At 67.6% G+C, this 17,541-nt stretch carries 16 protein-coding genes and 1 tRNA gene; 8 read left to right on the top strand and 9 right to left on the bottom strand.

What is annotated here, in order from left to right:
• From J3476_RS22570 to J3476_RS22560, 3 genes are all read right to left on the bottom strand, one after another.
• A partial coding sequence (locus J3476_RS22570; RefSeq protein ID WP_207068573.1) for a PP2C family serine/threonine-protein phosphatase occupies positions 1–1,401 on the bottom strand: 1,401 nt, incomplete at its 3' end.
• Positions 1,398–1,865, bottom strand: a complete 468-nt coding sequence (locus J3476_RS22565) for an FHA domain-containing protein (RefSeq protein ID WP_152514838.1) — start codon at positions 1,863–1,865, stop codon at positions 1,398–1,400. The genes J3476_RS22565 and J3476_RS22570, both read right to left, overlap by 4 nt.
• A gap of 189 nt (positions 1,866–2,054) precedes the next feature.
• Positions 2,055–3,380 carry an FhaA domain-containing protein gene (locus J3476_RS22560; RefSeq protein ID WP_207068572.1) on the bottom strand — a complete coding sequence of 442 codons (1,326 nt, stop codon included), beginning with the start codon at positions 3,378–3,380 and terminating at the stop codon, positions 2,055–2,057.
• A 248-nt stretch (positions 3,381–3,628) separates the two neighbouring features.
• On the opposite strand from J3476_RS22560, the gene J3476_RS22555 reads away from it, so the two are divergent.
• Positions 3,629–3,711 (top strand) — tRNA-Leu (locus tag J3476_RS22555).
• 170 nt (positions 3,712–3,881) lie between these two features.
• Here J3476_RS22555 and J3476_RS22550 read toward each other — a convergent pair.
• Positions 3,882–4,808, bottom strand: coding sequence for a LysR family transcriptional regulator (locus tag J3476_RS22550; protein WP_286183559.1), 927 nt, complete (start codon positions 4,806–4,808; stop codon positions 3,882–3,884).
• Between J3476_RS22550 and J3476_RS22545 the strand changes: the two genes are divergently transcribed.
• The 3 genes from J3476_RS22545 to J3476_RS22535 all read left to right on the top strand — a co-directional run bounded on the left by J3476_RS22545 (position 4,698) and on the right by J3476_RS22535 (position 8,177).
• Positions 4,698–5,762, top strand: a complete 1,065-nt coding sequence (locus tag J3476_RS22545) for an SDR family oxidoreductase (RefSeq protein WP_286183558.1) — start codon at positions 4,698–4,700, stop codon at positions 5,760–5,762. The genes J3476_RS22550 and J3476_RS22545 overlap by 111 nt on opposite strands.
• A gap of 137 nt (positions 5,763–5,899) precedes the next feature.
• Complete coding sequence (locus J3476_RS22540; protein ID WP_286183557.1) at positions 5,900–6,625, top strand: polysaccharide deacetylase family protein; 726 nt, start codon at positions 5,900–5,902, stop codon at positions 6,623–6,625.
• A 271-nt stretch (positions 6,626–6,896) separates the two neighbouring features.
• Entirely contained in the window at positions 6,897–8,177 is a 1,281-nt protein-coding gene (locus tag J3476_RS22535; protein WP_207068569.1) for an EAL domain-containing protein, read from the top strand.
• A gap of 34 nt (positions 8,178–8,211) precedes the next feature.
• On the opposite strand, the gene J3476_RS22530 is transcribed toward J3476_RS22535, so the two are convergent.
• Positions 8,212–9,423 (bottom strand): CdaR family transcriptional regulator, encoded by a 1,212-nt coding sequence (locus J3476_RS22530; protein ID WP_207068568.1) that lies wholly within the window; start codon positions 9,421–9,423, stop codon positions 8,212–8,214.
• Positions 9,424–9,492: 69 nt separating this feature from the next.
• Between J3476_RS22530 and J3476_RS22525 the strand changes: the two genes are divergently transcribed.
• Positions 9,493–11,046, top strand: a complete 1,554-nt coding sequence (locus J3476_RS22525) for an NAD(P)/FAD-dependent oxidoreductase (protein WP_286183562.1) — start codon at positions 9,493–9,495, stop codon at positions 11,044–11,046.
• A 32-nt stretch (positions 11,047–11,078) separates the two neighbouring features.
• Here J3476_RS22525 and J3476_RS22520 read toward each other — a convergent pair whose 3' ends face one another.
• From J3476_RS22520 to J3476_RS22510, 4 genes are all read right to left on the bottom strand, one after another.
• Positions 11,079–11,570, bottom strand: a complete 492-nt coding sequence (locus J3476_RS22520) for an STAS domain-containing protein (RefSeq protein WP_207068566.1) — start codon at positions 11,568–11,570, stop codon at positions 11,079–11,081.
• A 244-nt stretch (positions 11,571–11,814) separates the two neighbouring features.
• Positions 11,815–13,326: a fused MFS/spermidine synthase gene (locus J3476_RS22515; protein WP_286183553.1), complete on the bottom strand. Its 1,512-nt coding sequence runs from the start codon at positions 13,324–13,326 to the stop codon at positions 11,815–11,817.
• A 243-nt stretch (positions 13,327–13,569) separates the two neighbouring features.
• Entirely contained in the window at positions 13,570–13,701 is a 132-nt protein-coding gene (locus J3476_RS28025) for a hypothetical protein (protein WP_286183552.1), read from the bottom strand.
• Between the two features lie 29 nt (positions 13,702–13,730).
• On the bottom strand, positions 13,731–14,102 hold the full coding sequence (locus J3476_RS22510; protein ID WP_207068565.1) for a VOC family protein: 372 nt from the start codon (positions 14,100–14,102) through the stop codon (positions 13,731–13,733).
• A gap of 174 nt (positions 14,103–14,276) precedes the next feature.
• Here J3476_RS22510 and J3476_RS22505 point away from each other — a divergent pair, with 174 nt between their 5' ends.
• The 3 genes from J3476_RS22505 to J3476_RS22495 all read left to right on the top strand — a co-directional run bounded on the left by J3476_RS22505 (position 14,277) and on the right by J3476_RS22495 (position 17,541).
• Positions 14,277–15,638 carry a dicarboxylate/amino acid:cation symporter gene (locus J3476_RS22505; RefSeq protein WP_207068564.1) on the top strand — a complete coding sequence of 454 codons (1,362 nt, stop codon included), beginning with the start codon at positions 14,277–14,279 and terminating at the stop codon, positions 15,636–15,638.
• Between the two features lie 17 nt (positions 15,639–15,655).
• Entirely contained in the window at positions 15,656–15,922 is a 267-nt protein-coding gene (locus J3476_RS22500; protein ID WP_152514851.1) for a YdeI/OmpD-associated family protein, read from the top strand.
• 170 nt (positions 15,923–16,092) lie between these two features.
• Positions 16,093–17,541 carry a sodium:alanine symporter family protein gene (locus J3476_RS22495; RefSeq protein ID WP_207068563.1) on the top strand — a complete coding sequence of 483 codons (1,449 nt, stop codon included), beginning with the start codon at positions 16,093–16,095 and terminating at the stop codon, positions 17,539–17,541.

The raw sequence follows: 17,541 nt of genomic DNA, 5'->3' as shown, positions 1-17,541 counted from the left end.
GCCGCGGGTGGGGCTGGGCGCGCCCGCCGTCGTGGTGGGCGGCGTCGTGGTCGCGGGTGCTCGGGTGCCGTTGGTCGGGGCGGGGCCCGGACGCGGCGTGGCGGGGGGCCTGCTGGAGGTCGTCGGGGCCGGCGGCGCGCAGATCGGCAGCACGGAGCTGCGGGACAGCTCCTCGATCTGGCGGATCGCGTCGTCGAGGGTGCCCGAGGGCAGCCCGGCGATCACCTGGGCGCGCTCGGAGGGCCGCATGTCGCTGACGCCGAGCAGCCGGCAGTTCAGGTTCTGCTGAGATTGATCGGCGCTGATCAACGACAGTTCGTTGCGCGAGTTCAGACAGCCGAGAAGATAAGGCTCCTGCAGCGAGAGTCCGAGAAAGGAACCCTGCACGCCCCGCAGGATGGAGACGGTGCCCTCGTGTTCGCCGACGTAGTAGTTGCTGCGCACGATTTCACGGGCTACGGCCAGACCTGCGAGCACCACCAGGACCAGCACGGCCGCTGCGATGTACATGCGGCGCCGTGACTTGGGGCGCGGCGGCGGCTCCTCGGGCTGCTGCACCACGCGTTTGGCGGCAGTGCGTTTCGGGTTGAACGCCGATGCGCGGCCCGCCGCGGTGTCCGGCGGCGCGCTCTGGTCGTCGACGCCGGAGACGGCGCCGGCCAGGATGGGCTGCGTCTGGCCGTAGTCGTAGTCGACCACGTCGGCCACGACCACCGTGACGTTGTCCGGGCCGCCGCCGCGCAGCGCCAGCTCGATGAGCCGGTCGGCGCTTTCGGCGGTGTCCTCGATCTGCAGCGCGTCGAGGATCGTCTCCTGGCTGACCGGGTCGGACAGTCCATCGGTGCACAGCATGTAGCGGTCGCCGGCGCGTGCCTCCCGCATGATCAGCGCCGGCTCGACCTCGTGGCCGGTCAGCGCTTTCATGATCAACGACCGCTGCGGGTGGCTGTGCGCCTCCTCGGCGGTGATGCGGCCCTCGTCGACGAGGGTCTGGACGAACGAGTCGTCCTTGGTGATCTGGGTGAGCTCGCCGTCGCGCAGCAGATAGCCCCGGGAGTCGCCGATGTGCACCAGGCCCAGGCGGTTACCCGCGAACAGGATCGCCGTGAGCGTGGTGCCCATGCCGTCGAGCTCGGGGTCGGCGTCGATGTGCGCGGCGATCGCCGAGTTGCCCTCCCGGACGGCGGCGTCGAGCTTGCTGAGCAGGTCTCCGCCGGGCTCGTCGTCATCGAGGTGGGCCAGCGCGGCGATGACGAGTTGGGAGGCGATCTCACCGGCGGCGTGCCCGCCCATCCCGTCGGCCAGCGCCAGCAGCCTGGCCCCGGCGTAGACCGAGTCCTCGTTGTTGGCGCGCACCAGCCCGCGATCGCTGCGCGCGGCGTATCGAAGCACGAGCGTCACGGGCGCAGCTCTATCACCGTCTTGCCGATCCGCACGGGGGTGCCCATCGGAACTCGTACCGCCGTCGTCACCTTCGCCCTGTCGAGGTATGTACCGTTGGTTGATCCTAGGTCCTCTACATACCACTCCGGACCTCGCGGCGAGAGTCGGGCGTGGCGGGTGGAAGCGTAGTCGTCGGTCAACACCAGGGTGGAGTCGTCAGCCCGGCCGATCAGAACCGGCTGGGTACCCAGCGGAATCCGGGTGCCCTTGAGCGCGCCCTCGATCACCACCAGCTGGCGGGGCACGTTGCGTCCGCCCCGGCTGGGCAGGATGGACCCCCGCAGAGCCAGGCCACGACGCACCATCACCGCGCCGGTCGGCGCATAGATGTCGGTGCGCAGAATCCGCAGCACCGACCAGATGAACAGCCACAACAGCAACAGGAAGCCGACACGGGTCAGCTGCAGTACCAGCCCCTGCATCTGACGTCCTCTCCGTCCCGGTGATAAACCCCGCGCAAGCGCTCCGCCCGGTCACACCGCTCGTCGGCCTGGTGAGGCCCCCCGCGCAAGCGCGCCATGCCTGCCTCCGGCATCGTCACCATACTGTGGTGTCGATCGACGCGAAGGTCACACCGACCGCTTTCCCGGCGTTGCCGGGCGCTCCGACCCTCAGTGAACGCGGACGATGATCTCGGAGTGTCCCAGCCGGATGACGTCGCCGTCGGCCAGCTGCCACTCCTGGACCGGGGCGTTGTTCACCGTCGTGCCGTTGGTGGAGTTGAGGTCAGACAATAGCGCGACCTGACCGTCCCAGCGGATTTCCAGGTGCCGACGGGACACACCCGTGTCGGGCAACCGGAACTGAGCGTCCTGACCGCGGCCGATCACGTTGGCGCCCTCGCGGAGTTGGTAGGTGCGGCCGCTGCCGTCGTCCAACTGCAGGGTCACCGTGGCGCCGGCGGCAGAGTAGTCGCCCTGGCCCGCTCCGTAGCCCTGGCCGTAGCCGGCGGGAGCGCCGTAACCGCCGTCGCCGTAACCCTGCTCGGGATAGCCACCCGGGGCTTCGCCGTAGCGGCCGTAGTCCGGCTGGGCGTAATCCTGGCGCCCGCCGTAACCCTGGCCGCCGTAACCGCCCTGGTCGGGATAGCCACCCTGATCCGGATATCCGCCGTGGTCGGGGTAGCCACCCTGGTCCGGGTAGCCGGGACGGCCCTGCGGGGGGTAGCCGCCGTCGTCGGGGCGTCCGGGGGGACGGCCGTAGTCGTAGTCGTTGGACGGAGGGCCGTACCCGGGGGGCGGTCCGTAACCGCCCGGCGCCTGCCGGTAGCCCTGGTCCGGGTAGCCGCCCTGCTCGGGGTAGCCGCCCTGGTCCGGGTAGCCGCCGCGCGGCGGGTAGTTCGGCTCGCCCTGCGGGGGATAGCCACCCTGCTCGGACGGCGGGTAGTGACCGCCGCGCTGATCCTCCGGCCGGTTGTAGCGCTCGTCGTAATACTCGTCGGCGGGCCGGCCCTGGCCGGGACCCTGGCCGCCGCGGTAGGTCGGGTTGTCGCTCATCGGTGGTACTCCTGGTTCTGCGGGGGACGAGAGTTCTCGAGGTGGAGGGGCGGGCACGTCGTTGGTCGTGTCGGGATTGACCGCCCCACGCGCGCGAAACTGTCCGGTGTGCAGGCTCGGTGACTGCTCGAATCTGACGACCACATCACCATACGTTTGCCACCCCTGCTCATGGATGTATCCCTCCAGGTGCTTGGCGAACGTGGTCGCGGTGATGTCCGGATCGGCACTCACCTTGTGGTAGTCGGGCACACTGAGGGTAATGACGTAGTCGTTCGGGGCCAAAATGCGACCGCGGCCGACTTCGCGGGCGCTGCTCTCGGCCTCGCGCCGCAGCAGCGTCTCGACCTCGGCCGGAACGATCGAGCCACCGAACACCCGGGCGAAGGCGTCGCCGACCTTGTCCTCGAGTTTTCGCTCGAAGCGGTCGACCAACCCCATCTACCCGCCCGCCTCCTTCACGTCGTGAGCTGTTCGTGCACAGACTGTTGACGCCCCCAGCGTGTCGACTGGCAGCGACGCTCAGATGCATGGTATCGGCCATGTCTGGCACTGCGGGACCAACGGAACTCTGAGAATCACATCGCCGCAGGTCAAGCGGGTGTGACGAGCCGTTTTGGCGTTCGGGGTGCTCGCCCAGTACGGTTGGGTCCCGGGGTTGCCTGCGTGATAGGCTCCCCCGGTTGTTCGGGCGAGTGGCGGAATGGCAGACGCGCTGGCTTCAGGTGCCAGTGTCCTTCGGGACGTGGGGGTTCAAGTCCCCCTTCGCCCACATTTGAGCGGTTCTACGAACTGCGACGCATGAGGTCACGAACCAGAAATGGTTCGTGACCTTTGTGCTTGTGGGCGGGTTCTTTCAGGACTGATCTCGGGAGGCCAGCCCCGGTGGGGAGGCGGACTTCAGGAGAGTCTCGGTTCTCCAGATCTGAGACGGCTGTCTGCTCACGTGACGGGCTCGAGGGTGTCGTGGATCATTCTTCTGAGAGCGGCTACGCCTGGGTCGTTGTCGACGCGGGTGTGCCAGTGCAGACGAATCTCGTATTCCGGTAGTACCAGCGGTAGTTCGAAGATGTGCAGTGCTGACTGCCCGGCGTGGTGGTGTGCCAGCCGGCGCGGCACGGTGGCTACGCAGTGCCCGTTCTCCACGACAGCGACCAGCGCGCTGTAGTACGGCATGGTCAGTTGAATGTTGCGTGTCAAGCCCAGCCGGGCCAGGGCGTCGTCGACTTCGCGACCGCGGCCCGAGGTGATTTCGACATTGGCATGAGGCAGGTCCACGAACCGTTCGAGTGTCATGGGCGTGCTCGCTGCGGGGTGATCGCGGGCAACGATGCCGACGATGTCGTCAGAGAACACCGGCTCCGATCGCCATGCCGGTGAGGTGGTGGTGGGGATGCCGAGGTACAGGTCGAGCTCACCGGTGGCCAGGGCGTCGGTGACGGCGATGCGATCCAGGGCCATGACGCGCAGGGAGGATCGCGGGGCGTCCCGTTGGAGCCGATGGTGGAGTTCGGGAAGAAGTAGCGGGCCGTACAGCTCGGCGAAGGCGATGACCCATTCGCGGGTGGTCGACGCCAGCTCGAAGTCGTCGAGGTCGTGCACGATTCCGTCCAGCAGTCCCAGCGCCTCCTTGAGGCGCGGCTGAATGGCGAGAGCGGCGGGGGTCGGGCTCAGACCGCGACCGGATCGCACCACCAGAGGGTCACCGAGCAGCAGACGTAAACGTGCCAATGCGTTCGACACCGTTGGCTGGGTGGTGTGAAGCCGCGCGGCGGCCCTGGTGGCGCTGCGCTCGTCGAGTACGGCATCCAAGACCACCAGCAGGTTCAGATCAACCGACGCGAGATTCACCAGATGAATATCGCACATCAGCAATCATTGTTGGTGTGCATGCTTTGCCGCTTCTACAGTCGAAATCGACCAGTCTTTCGACGAAAGGGCGTTGTCATGCGCGTACTGGTGACCGGAGCCCGCGGCGGTGTCGGGGGCTGCATCGTCGATCGACTGCGCGACACGGGAGTGGCTGTGCGTGCGACCTGCCGCCACCCAGCTGCCCAGCGCTGGCCGTGGGCCGAGACCGTGGCCGGCGACCTTGATCATCCGCACACGTTGAGGCCTGCACTCGATGGCGTGGACGCGGTCTTCCTCTACAGCTTCGCCCAACCAGAGACCCTGCCGGGACTTGCCGCCGAGATGCGCGCCGCCGGGGTGCGCAAGGTGGTGGTGCTCTCCACGATCGACACCACCCGTAACGAACCATTCGTCGAGTACAACAAGCAACGTCACCTCGCGGTGGAGAACGCCATGCACGACGGGGGATTCACCACCGTCTGCCTGCGCCCCGGCGCGTTCGCCCGCAACGCGATTCGGTTCTGGGCCAACCAGATCCGCTCCGAAGAGCGGGTGCGTCTGCCGTTCCCGCAATCCCAGCAGGCGCCCATCGCCGACGAGGACATTGCCACGGTCGCTGTACACGCACTGACCTCGCAGCAGTTGGACGGTCAGAAGATCGTCCTCACCGGACCGCACTCGCTGACAATGCGCGAGCAGGTCGAAATCATCAGTCAGGCCATCGGCAAAACGATTGACGTCATCGAGATCCCAGACACCGAGGCCCGCGTACTCTACGGACGAATCCTGCCTCCGGAATACCTCGAGCTACTCATGGGGCAATGGGCCTTCGAGGTCACCGAGCCAGCCGTCGTCACCGACGCCGTGGAACGAATCACCGGCCGCCCAGCCACCACCTACGTGGAATGGGCAACCAGCCACAGCGACGCGTTCACCGAGAATTCGCCGGCCACCGCCCGTACCGATACGTGAGGAGACGACGGGGGGCTCGGAGACAAGATGTGAGCCGTCCACATTCCTGGAAGCGACACGTGGCGAAATTCCACGCAGCCCTGTCGGCGATGAACGACCAAGATCATTTTGCCGGTGTGCTGGTAGACACGGATGTCGTGCGGAAATGGGTTATCGCAACATCGATCGCGCTGGTAATGCTGCTCGCGGCCACGTTCGCCGGCTACACCTTGGCCACGTCTCGGACCTTTCAACTAGCCGGTGAGATCATCGACCGGGTCGACACCACTGACAAGGTGGTGGCGCTGACCTTGGACGACGGCCCCACCGAATGGACACCAGACATCCTCGACGCACTGGCCACAGCGGATATCCCGGCGACGTTCTACCTCAACGGCGCCGACCTGGACCGCCACCCCGACCAAGGTGCGGCGATTGTGCGCGCAGGACACGAAATCGGAAACCACACCTACACCCACCGCCGAATGGTGTTCGTCTCCGGTGCCACCGTTGCCGGCGAAATAGAGCGCACCGACGAAGCCATCGCACGCACTGGCTATCGCGGTCCGGTGACATTTCGACCGCCGTACGGCAAGAAGCTCTGGGCGCTCCCGCACTACCTCGCCGAACACAGCCGCACCACAATCACCTGGGATCTGGAACCAGATTCGGCAGGCAATCCCACCACCGGCCAGATCGTCGGCGACACCGTGGAAAGCGTCCGCCCGGGCTCGATCATCCTGCTGCACGTCATGCTGGAAAGCCGTGCCGCGTCTCGCGCCGCCGTCCCGCAGATCATCGACCGGCTCCAGTCCGACGGCTACCGATTCGTCACCGTGAGCGAACTACTCACCCTCCGCACAGCTGGTGCGCCCGCTGACTGACTCCGGCCCATTAGCGCTGGTCGTGTCGGAGCTGTCTCAAGTTTCATGAAAACGAGGCCGCATCGCGTGAGGCTCTACGTGGTGGTCAGAGCACGGGGTTGCCCTGCCCCAGCGAATCCGACGAAGGCCAGCGTCGACTGCGTGTGTTCGGTAGCGTGAGGCACGCAAATCTGTGGTCGTCAACAGAGCGAACTGGGCCGCGGCGTCGATCATGTGTGGTGCCCGAGTGAGGAATTGGCCGGCCTCGACCCGACCAGGGGACGGGGGTGACGTGGAAAGAGTGATCCAGGCTCTGGTCGCGTCGCTGGAACCGGCGTCGTTGGTGAGCCGCGTCGCGGAGCAGGCATGTGCGTTCGCGCCCAAGGCCGACGGCGCTGCGATCACGCTGCTGCGGGCCACCGACAATGCCTACGTCACCGTATCCGCCCACGGCGTGCTCGCCACGGCGGTCGGCTTCGTGGTGCCCAAGCGAGGCAGCTTGCAGGGACGCGCCGCGCGCGAGCGACGTCCCCAGCTGATCGCCGACGCGATGGTCGACTCGCGCCTGACCGCGCGCGTGCGCTCGATGAACAAGCAGTGGGGGACCCGTTCCTGGGCGGCGATTCCGTTGACCTACAACGATCACGCGATCGGCTCTCTGCTGTTGGCCGCCGCGGAGCCCGGCGCGTTCACGGAGGAGGACCTCGATTCACTGCTCGCGATCAGCGAGTTCGTCTCGGCGTTGATCGGGGCGCAGTCTCAGATCTCGAGCCTGTTGACCCAGGTGATGACCGACAGCGAGGAGCGTGGACAGCGGGCGCTCACCGCCCGGTTCGTCGCGTCGGTGATGCTGCCGGAGACCGCGGAGGTCGGTGGATTACAAGACGAACTGGAATCGCTGCTGGCGCAGTCGAACGTTCTGAGTGTGGTCTTCCAACCGATGGTTCATCTCGCCAGCGGTGAGGCCCTTGCCTACGAGGGGTTGACGCGTTTTCCTCCCGATTCCGCGTTGACACCGCAGAAGTGGTTCACCACCGCCCGCCGCCTGGGCCGCGGTGTTGCGATCGAGCACGCCGCGTTGCGGGAGGTGCTGACCGCGGCCACACGCATTCCCGACCGCTATCCGGTCGCCGTCAACCTGAGCCCGAGCGCTGTTCTGGACCCGTCGATCCAGGAGCTGTTGGTCAGCGTCGACCGGCCTTTGATCGTGGAAGTCACGGAGCACGAACCATTTCCCGAGTCGTTCGGAGCCGATCTGGAGAAGCTGCGCGGTGCGGGGGTCTCAGTGGCCGTCGATGACGCCGGCGCGGGGTACGCCAGCTTCGTCCAGCTCTTGCGGCTGCGTCCCGACATCATCAAGATCGACGGGGAGTTGGTCGACGGCATCGACGAGAATCCCGTGAAGCGCGCCTTCGCCACGGCGTTGAAGGCGTTGGGCGCAGAGCTCGGAGCGAAGATCGTCGCCGAAGCCGTCGAGACACCCGCCCAGCTCGACACCCTGACCCGGCTGGGCATCGAATACGGTCAGGGCTTCCTGCTGGGGCGCCCGGTATCCGAGCCGTTCCCGACGTAGGGCCTCCGGCTTCTGGTGATCGGCATCGTCCGGCTCATCGTCCCCGCCAGCGCAGCACGTCCAGCGCCACCGCGACGTCGACGACGTTGTCGGACAGCGGCCGAGGCAGCAGTTCATCGGCGCGGGCGAGCCGGCGCAGCAGGGTGTTGCGATGGGTGTAGAGCCGTGCCGCTGCGCGAGAGGCGTTGCACTGCAAGGCAATGAATGTCCGCACGCTGTCCTGTATGTCAGGCTCGGCGGCCGCGAAGTCACCCAGGACCCGGTCGACGAAGCTGGTGGCGCGGTCGGGGTCCGTGGTCACCAGCGCGACCAGTTCGATGTCGGCGAAGAACGCGAGCTGCTGTGGTGAGCGCAGTCGCGCCATCATCTGCTGGGTGGTCAGCGCGTCGAAGTGGCTGCGGCGGAAGCCTTCCGGACCGAGGGCAGTGGACCCTACGGCGACTCGGATGCCCTCGGGCGGGTGCACCGCCTGGAGCACCGAAGCGCCGTCGGCCGGGATGACACCCGGCACCCACAGCCACCGCGTCGCGGTGCTGGCGAGCACGCTGAGGTGGTGAGCCGCCCCGGCGGCCTGCGCGATCGCCTCGGCGGTCCGGTCGAGCCGCGGCGCCGCGTCCGGATCGTCGCTCCAGATCACCGCGGCGGTGTGCGGTCCGGTCAGCGCATAGCCGAGGCGGTCCTCGGCCCGTCGGCGGGGGATGGGCGCGCCGTCGAGCAGCAGCGCCACCGTCTCGCGGCGTTCGGCGTGCGTGCCGCGGGTGAGTTCGTCGCGCTCGGCGTCGATCTGCGCCGCGATCCCGGCCAGCGTGGCGTCGATGAACGAACTGATCGACCGCGAGCACACGTCGAGTAGCTCGTGCAGCTCGGCCGGGTCGGAGGTCAGCTCGAAGGCGATCTCCATCAGCCGCCGCCACGCCACGGCTTCCCCCACCCGGTAGGCGTCGAGGGAGTACGCGTCCAAGCCTCTGCGCACCACCTCGCGGGCGATGGTCAGCGGTTCGGGACCGGTGTTGGGCGGGACCGGGGCCCCGGGGTCGCGGATGTTGGCGGTGCCCCAGAAGAACAGGTTGGCGCGGTTGCTCCGGCTGACCGCCGCGGCGAGCTCGGGGTCAGCGGCGATCGTCGGGCTGGCCGCCAGCACGGATGCGTCCAGTTCGTCGAGCCATTCGGGGCGGGCGTTGACGACGATCTGCGCGCACTGCCGGATCAGCTCCCGAACCGCTGGTGAGGGGAGTGCCGACGACATGCTCCGACCGTAGTCCAGTGGTGCATTGTGCACCACTGAACCGGTGCATCAGGGTCGTTCTGACCTTGGCTGGGGGCGTCGAGAACGCGACGATCGGTACATCGCTCGACCACCCGCACAGGAGCTGCCGCCATGGACCATCCCCAACACCTCGACGTCCTGATCGTCGGCGCCGGAATCTCCGGCATCGGCGCCGCCTATTACCTGCAGCGCCACCATCCCGATCGGCAGTACGCGATCGTCGAGGCGCGCGGTGCGACCGGGGGCACCTGGGACCTGTTCCGCTATCCCGGTATCCGCTCGGACTCCGACCTGCACACCTTCGGTTACGAGTTCAAGCCGTGGCGCGACGAACACGCCATCGCCACCGCCGACAAGATCCTGGCGTATCTGCGTGAGACCGCCGCCGAGAACGGCATCGACGACAAGGTCCGGTTCCACCACAAGGTGCTCGGCGCCGAGTGGAGCAGCGCCGAGGGCCGCTGGATCGTCGACATCGAACGGACCGACACCGAAGAACGCCTCCAGATCAGTGCGAACTGGCTGTTCTGCGCCGGCGGCTACTACCGCTACGACGAGGGCTACACCCCGCACTTCGAGGGCCGCGAACGCTTCACCGGCCGCATCGTCCATCCCCAGCACTGGCCGGAGGACCTCGACTACACCGGCAAGAAGGTCGTCATCATCGGCAGCGGCGCCACGGCGGTGACCCTGGTGCCGGCGATGGCCGGCACGGCGGGACACGTCACCATGCTGCAGCGCTCACCGACCTACGTCCTGCCGGTGCCGTCGAAAGACCGGTTCGCCAACATCGCCAAGACCGTGCTCGGCGACACGCGCGGATATGCGCTGGCCCGTCGCAAGAACATCGCCAAACAGCGCTTCGTGTACCAGTTCTGCCAGCAGCACCCCGCCGCCGCGCGCCGGCTGATCCGTCGGCTGAACGCCAAGCAGCTGCCCGCCGGCTACCCCGTCGACGAGCACTTCAGCCCGACCTACAACCCGTGGGATCAGCGCCTGTGCGCGGTGCCCGACGCCGACCTGTTCACCGCGATCAGCGACGGCAGCGCCTCGGTGGTCACCGACCGGATCACCACGTTCACCGAGACGGGGATCCTGTTGGAGTCCGGACGTGAACTGGACGCCGACATCATCGTCACCGCAACGGGATTGACCATGCAGGCTTTCGGCGGCATGTCGCTGACCGTCGACGGCGCCCCGGTGAATCTGCCGGACACCGTCGCCTACAAGGGCATGATGCTCTCGGGCGTGCCGAACTTCGCCTACGCCATCGGTTACACCAACTCGTCGTGGACGTTGAAGGTGGGCCTGCTGTGCGAGCATTTCTGCCGGCTGCTCAGCCACATGGACGCCCACGGCTATGACACCGCGTGCCCCGTGCCCGACGATCCGAACATGCAGACCCGTCCGTTCATCGACTTCTCCGCCGGATACGTCCAGCGCGCCGTCGACCAGCTGCCCCGTCAGGGCGCCGGTCAGCCCTGGGTGACGTCGATGAGCTACCACTCCGATGTGCGGTTGCTGCGCGACGAGGCCGTCGGCGATCCACAGCTCAAGCTGACGTCCTCGGCCGACGTGGCCGCCACGCTGGTGGCCCGGTAGGTCGGACGGGGCGGCCCGGCCACGCCGTGAGGTCAGGAGGCGCGGTGGTGAGCGTCGTCGGGGGTTCGGATTTCCGACCGCGCACTCCAGCGTCGATGGTGGCGACTGTGGGCGATGCGGTCGAGTCGCCGCAGCGCCGCGCGCAGGTTGTCCGCCAGCGGAAGTTCGCCGCCGGGATCGCAGATCGACAGCAACCGGCGCACGTGGCGGCTGCCGACGATCGCCCAGTCGACGTCGGTGCGGGCGCAGTGCACGCTGATGTAGTAGAGCGCGGTGAAACCCTGGGTGCCGAAGAAGTCGACCGAACGCAGATCCAGCACCAGTTGCCGCGAGGCCCGGGTGTGGTGCACCACGTAGCGGGCCAGGTCGCGACCGTTCACCACATCGATGTCGCCCCGGACTCCGACGGCGATCCGGTCGCGCGAGCACGGCCGCACGGCGAACGTGGCGTTGCTGATTCGTCTTCGGTCGTCGCCCGGCACCGGCGGATGGACCCACGTGTTGTCGACGTCGACCGTTCTCATGCTTCGCGTCCTGTCGCTACGGCCTTGTAGGGGACTACGACGGCTTCCCCGCGTCGGTGACGCCGTCGCGGGCTGGAAGCTCAACCCGAGCCCAGGGTAGTACGAAATCCGAAGGTCGCCCACCGGTTCGCCGAACTGGCCCGAAATCGTTCGCATCCTGGCTCTTCTGAACAGGCCGGTCCCGAACGGTGGAAGTTCCCACGCGGGGGTCAGAAGGCTCGGCGACGGAATCCGCAGCGGACGTTCATCGGCTCGACCCGAACGGCTCGAGCAGTTGATCGACCGGAGCATGGTCGTCGGTCAGCACCTGGGTGTCGCCGATCCAACGGGCGAGATCGTCACCGCTGATCGCCGTCCACCCGGTGTCACGGGCAGCCAGTCCCTCGCGGAGGGCCGGCACCGAGATCGGCCGGTCGGACGCGACGACGACGAAATTGCCGCCTCGCTCTGTTGCCGGGCCGGCGGCCAGATCGGTGGGTTCGCCCAGCAGCGCGACGTGGTCGAACACCTCGGCCACCGTGGCGACCTCGGCGCGGGCGAACGCCAGCTCGCCGTGGTCGATCAGATTGGCCGCGTAGACACCGCCGGGCGCGAGCACGCGCTGGATCCCCGACAGGGCCTCGACGGTGGTCAGGTGCCACGGCACGCTGACACCGCCGAACGCATCACCGACAACCAGGTCCCGGGTGTCGGTGTCGAGGCGCTGCAGACCCAGTCGGCCGTCTTCGACGCGGATGTCGATGCCGGTGCCGGCCAGCTCGCCGAACTCGTCGCGGTCGAGTCCGACGACGCCGCCGTCGATCTCGGAGACCACGCTGCGCGTGCCGGGCCGGACCTCGGCGAGATAACGGGGAAAGGTGAGCCCACCGCCACCGAGGTGGTACGCCTCGAGGGTCTCCCGGTCGGGAAACGACGCGTCGACCACCGCGGCGAGGGCGCGCACGTAGTCGTACTGCAGGACGGTGGGGTCGGCGGTGTCGACGTAGGAGTGCCGTAGTCCGTCCAGTACCAGGGTGCGTCCGCTGTCCCGGTCTGGGTCGGCGACGACGTCGGCGCAGTGGTATTTGGTCTCGGCGTCGCAGCCGCCGGGGGCGACGGCGCTGGCCAGGGCGGCGACCGTCAGCGCAATGACCAGCACGGCGGCGCGCGACCGTACCCATCCGTGTGCCCGCCACTCCACGACGGCGGCTCCGATCACCAGCAGCACGCCGAGGCCGACCAGGATGGCGCTGACCGGCAGCCGCGAGATCAGCACGAAGCCGGTGATGACGGTGCCGGCGATGGCGCCCACGGTGCCGACGCCGGAAAGCTTGCCCACCACGGTGCCGGTGTCGGCCAGATCGAACAATCGGATCTTGGTCACCATCGGCGTCACTGCCGAGAGCAGCGCACCCGGGACGAGGATGGCCGCCGACGCGACCAGGATCAGCAGCGGCGGCGCCCATTCCGCGGCCATCCGGACCACGGCCGGGCTCAGCGCCACCACGACGCCGGAGACACCCAGCGCGGGGGCGATGAGGCGACGCGGGTCGACGCGGTCGGCTGCCCGCCCGCCGGCCCAGGAGCCGAGCGCGATCGCCGCCAGCGCGATGCCGATGACCAGCGTGCTGGTCTCCAGCGTGAGCCCGAGGTAGGGCGCCAGCAGCCGGAGCGCGGTGATCTCGACGACCAGCACCGCCGCCGACGACCCGAAGACCAGTGCCGCGGCGGCGCGTGGGCCCATGGCCGGTGGCGGCGGGGGCGGCGGGTCGGTCACAGGGTCAATCCTGCCAACCGCTTGCGTCTTGTATCCCGCGCCCTCGCGTCGACCGGGATCACGCCCCAGCGCGCCGAGCGTGAGCTGGTTGCGATTTTCGAGCCGATTCTTCGCAGAGAATTCACGCTCGGCGAGGCGGCTGGAGGGAGGGCCGGCCGCGGCCGGCTACGCACGGGGAGGCAACCGACAGGTGCCGGAGCCGGCCGGCCCTTGCCCCGCTTACTGGCCGGCGCTGGCCGCCGCCTACTGGTCGGTGGGCTTGTCGACCTCGTTGTCGGGCAACGGCAGGGCTTCGGCCCCGGGTGTCGCCGGCGCCAACACCTGATCTTCTTCGGCGGTCTGGTCCGACGTTACATTCTGCTCGGGGTTTGTCATGACGACGTGGTACCCCGACGGGCTCGGCGCTAATCGGGCGTCATGTCGAAAACCAGGCAGAACGGATGCCCCGACGGGTCGCGGAAGACACGGAAGTTCTCCTCGCCTGGCGCGTCGGTCACCCGGGTGGCGCCCAGCTCGAGCACATCGGATTCGGCCCGGTCGATGTCGTCGACCTCGATGTCGAGGTGGAACTGCTGGGAGCCGTGCGGGTCGGGGAAAGTCGGTGGTTCGTGCTCGGGGGAGAGCTGGAAGGCGAGCCGGCGCCCGGTCGGGTCGTCGAGGGTCACCCATGTTTCGTCGTCGGCCTCGACGCGGCCGCCCAGCACTTCGGCCCAGAATTGAGCGAGCCCGCGCGGGTCGGCGCTGTCCATGACGACGGCGTGCAGTTTTCCGATCATGCCCACCAGATTGCCGGGTCGGATGCCGCCGAAACGAGTGCCGTTTGCGACCGGTTTGATGTCCGCGGTGTTACCGCCGTTGGCGTGCCCGTTAAATCTGTCCGACCAGCAGCTGACCCGGTGTGGAACTGGGAAGCCTGACGCATCCGGTTTGGCCTTTCCGAGGGAGGACGCATGTCAGCTTCATCAGTTGAGCCCGAGCGGCGGAAGCTCTCACTGACCGCAAAAGTCGCGATCGGCATGGTCGCCGGACTGGCGGTGGGGGTCGCCTTCAACGTCCTGGGCAATCAGTGGATCAGTGACAACGTCGTCAACGGCTTCCTCGACATGGTCGGCACGGCCTTCCTGAACGCACTCAAGCTGCTCGTCGTGCCGCTGGTGATCTTCTCGCTGATCACCGGCGTCACCGGGATCGGCGACGTCCGGATGCTGGGTCGCGTCGGCGGCAAGGCGCTCGGGCTCTACCTGATGACGACCGCGCTCGCGATCAGCGTGGCCATCGGCATCGCCCAGTTGATCGGTCCGGGCCGCGGATTCGACATGACCGGCGTCGACACCTCGGGCATCGAAACCGAAGAGGCGCCCTCGTTCTGGGAGGTCATCTCCGGCATCATCCCCACCAACCCGATCGAGGCCTTCGCCGAGGGCGAGATGCTCCAGATCATCTTCTACTCGATTCTCGTCGGAGTCGCCGCGCTGATGCTCGGTGAGCGTTCCGAGGGCTTCGTCAGGGCCTGCGGATTCATGAACGAGCTGATGATGAAGATCGTCAGCATCGTGATGGCGGTCGCTCCCTACGGTGTCTTCGCACTCATCGTTCGGGTGTTCGCCGAAGAGGGAATCGATCTGTTCAAACCGGTGATGGCCTATGTGGTGACACTGGTGGGCTCGTTGCTGTTCCATCTGTTCGTCACGCTGATGGTGTTGTACTGGGCACTGACCCGGCTCAACATCCGGACGTTCATGCGCAAGATCCGCGCCGCGCAGGTGTTCGCGTTCTCGACCGCCAGCTCGAACGCCACCATTCCGATCACTCTGCGCGCCGTGACCCAGCGGATGGGCGCCGGCAATTCCGTTGCCTCCTTCACGGTTCCGTTCGGCGCCACCATCAACATGGATGGCACGGCGATCATGCAGGGCGTCGCCACGGTGTTCCTGGCCAACGTGTACGGCGTCGACCTGGGAATCGCCGGTTACCTCACCGTCATCGCGATGGCGGTGCTGGCGTCCATCGGCACGGCCGGGGTGCCCGGCGTGGGCATGGTGATGCTCACGATGGTGCTCACCCAGGTGGGTCTGCCGATCGAAGGTGTGGCGATCATCCTCGGCGTGGACCGGCTGATGGACATGATCCGCACCGCGGTCAACATCACCGGCGACGCGGTCGTCACCTGCATCGTGGCCAAGAGCGAGAACAAGCTGGACCGCGCCGTCTACGACGATCCCGACGCAGGGCTGCGCGGGGACGACGACATCGAGTTCGACCCCGAGGCCGAAGAGGAGCTCGCCCATACGCTCGAGGGAGCCAGGCGGTAGCCGATATCCTGCCCGGTATGGGCAGCCAACCGGTTCCAGGTGGAGTGGTGCACGAACTGCCCGCTGACCTGCGGGCGGCGTTGAGCGGCAATGACACCGCGCTGGCGGCGTGGCAGGACATCACGCCGCTGGCGCGCAACGAGTTCATCTGCTGGGTGGAGGACGCCAAGCAGCAGAAGACGCGCGAACGCCGCATCCGCCGCACCCAGGAGGAACTCGAGGAGGGCAAGCGCCGGCCGTGTTGCTGGCCGGGATGCAAGCACCGGGAGCGAAACGGCCGCTGACCGCGACCCACGACGCGACGTGGCAGCACCGCGTGACCAGCGGCCAGGTTGACGGGTGACGCCGCTGTGCTGTCGTGTGATTCGGGAATCCGACGGCAATGTCGCGCGGCCCCGGCGCCGGGATGACACGATGGCACGACTGATTCACCGACGAGACACCGGGAGCGGTCGTGGAGTTCATCCAGGAGCACCTGATCAACCCTGTCAGCGACCTGCTGTACAGCTACATCCTCGTCTACCTTCTGGTCGGCGTTGGCCTCTACTTCACGATCCGCACCCGCTTCATCCAGCTGCGCTACTTCCGGCGGATGATCGGCCAGCTCTTCCACTCCCGCACCCACTGTGACGGGGTGTCACCGTTCCAAGCGTTCTGCGTCGGCCTCGCCTCCCGCGTCGGCACCGGCAACATCGCCGGGGTCGCCATCGCGCTGACGGTCGGCGGGCCGGGCGCGATCTTCTGGATGTGGGTCGTCGCCGCGATCGGTATGGCCACCGCGCTGATCGAGGCCACGCTCGGCCAGATCTTCAAGGTCCGCGCCGACGACGGTTCGTTCCGCGGCGGCCCGGCCTACTACATCCAGCGCGGGCTCGGGTCGCGGGCCGGCGGCGTCGTCTTCGCGATCCTGCTGATCTTCACGTTCGGCATCGCGTTCAACATGGTGCAGGCCAACGCGATCAGCGACGTCGTCAACGGTGCCTACGCCATCGACGTCCGGTGGATCACCGCCGGACTGGTCATCCTGGCGGCGCCGGTGCTGTTCGGCGGGGTGCGCCGCGTGGCCCAGGTGGCCGAGATCGTGCTGCCGCTGATGGCGGTGGTGTACGCGCTGTTGGCGTTGGTGATCGTCGCGCTCAACATCAGCTATCTGCCGGAGGTGCTGATCCAGATCGTCGGTGGCGCCTTCGGGTTGACCGAACTGGCCGGCGGTTTCGCGGGCGGCATCGCCGCGGCGCTGCTCAACGGTGTCAAACGCGGGCTGTTCTCCAACGAGGCCGGAATGGGCAGCGTGCCCAACGTGGCTGCCACGGCGACGGTGTCGCACCCGGTGAAGCAAGGGCTGATCCAGTCGCTGGGCGTGTTCGTCGACACGATGATCATCTGCACCGCCACCGCGTTCATCATCCTGGTGTCCGGGCCCAGCATCTACGACCCGGCGACGCCCACCCGGGTGGAAGGCGCCACCCTCACCCAGGCGGCGATCGCCGACAGCCTCGGCACGTGGACGGTGTCGTTGATGACGGTGCTGGTGTTCGTCTTCGCGTTCTCGTCGGTGCTGGGCAACTACGTCTACGCCGAGATCAACCTGTTCTTCCTCGGCGCCGGCCGCAAGACCATCAACGTGTTCCGGGTTTTCGTGTTGATGGCGATCGGCGTGGGCGGGGTGTCGAAGCTGACCGCGGTGTGGGCGCTGGCCGATGTGGCGATGGGGTTGATGGCGCTGGTCAACCTGGTGGCGATCGTGCTGCTGGGCAAGTGGGCGTTCGCCGCGATCAAGGACTTCCACCAGCAGTCCGACGCGGGCGCCGACCCGGTGTTCATCGCCGAAGAAGCAGACCTGCCCGGGCATCTGTTCGGCGACATCTGGAGCAGGCCTGCGCCGGTCGGCAGCAAGACCTGA

Origin of the sequence: Mycobacterium sp. PO1, assembly GCF_017312405.1 — a bacterium.
In the GTDB taxonomy this organism is placed as follows: Bacteria; Actinomycetota; Actinomycetes; order Mycobacteriales; family Mycobacteriaceae; genus Mycobacterium.
This window is presented reverse-complemented; position numbering and strand designations above follow the sequence as displayed.

Coding starts and splice junctions, on each gene's coding strand:
- J3476_RS28025 (WP_286183552.1), bottom strand. CDS start 13,701: ATGACAAACCCCGAGCAGAATGTAACGTCGGACCAGACCGCCGAAGAA.
- J3476_RS22560 (WP_207068572.1), bottom strand. CDS start 3,380: ATGGGGTTGGTCGACCGCTTCGAGCGAAAACTCGAGGACAAGGTCGGC.
- J3476_RS22530 (WP_207068568.1), bottom strand. CDS start 9,423: ATGTCGTCGGCACTCCCCTCACCAGCGGTTCGGGAGCTGATCCGGCAG.
- J3476_RS22550 (WP_286183559.1), bottom strand. CDS start 4,808: ATGTGCGATATTCATCTGGTGAATCTCGCGTCGGTTGATCTGAACCTG.
- J3476_RS22565 (WP_152514838.1), bottom strand. CDS start 1,865: ATGCAGGGGCTGGTACTGCAGCTGACCCGTGTCGGCTTCCTGTTGCTG.
- J3476_RS22520 (WP_207068566.1), bottom strand. CDS start 11,570: ATGAGAACGGTCGACGTCGACAACACGTGGGTCCATCCGCCGGTGCCG.
- J3476_RS22510 (WP_207068565.1), bottom strand. CDS start 14,102: ATGATCGGAAAACTGCACGCCGTCGTCATGGACAGCGCCGACCCGCGC.
- J3476_RS22500 (WP_152514851.1), top strand. CDS start 15,656: ATGGGCAGCCAACCGGTTCCAGGTGGAGTGGTGCACGAACTGCCCGCT.
- J3476_RS22505 (WP_207068564.1), top strand. CDS start 14,277: ATGTCAGCTTCATCAGTTGAGCCCGAGCGGCGGAAGCTCTCACTGACC.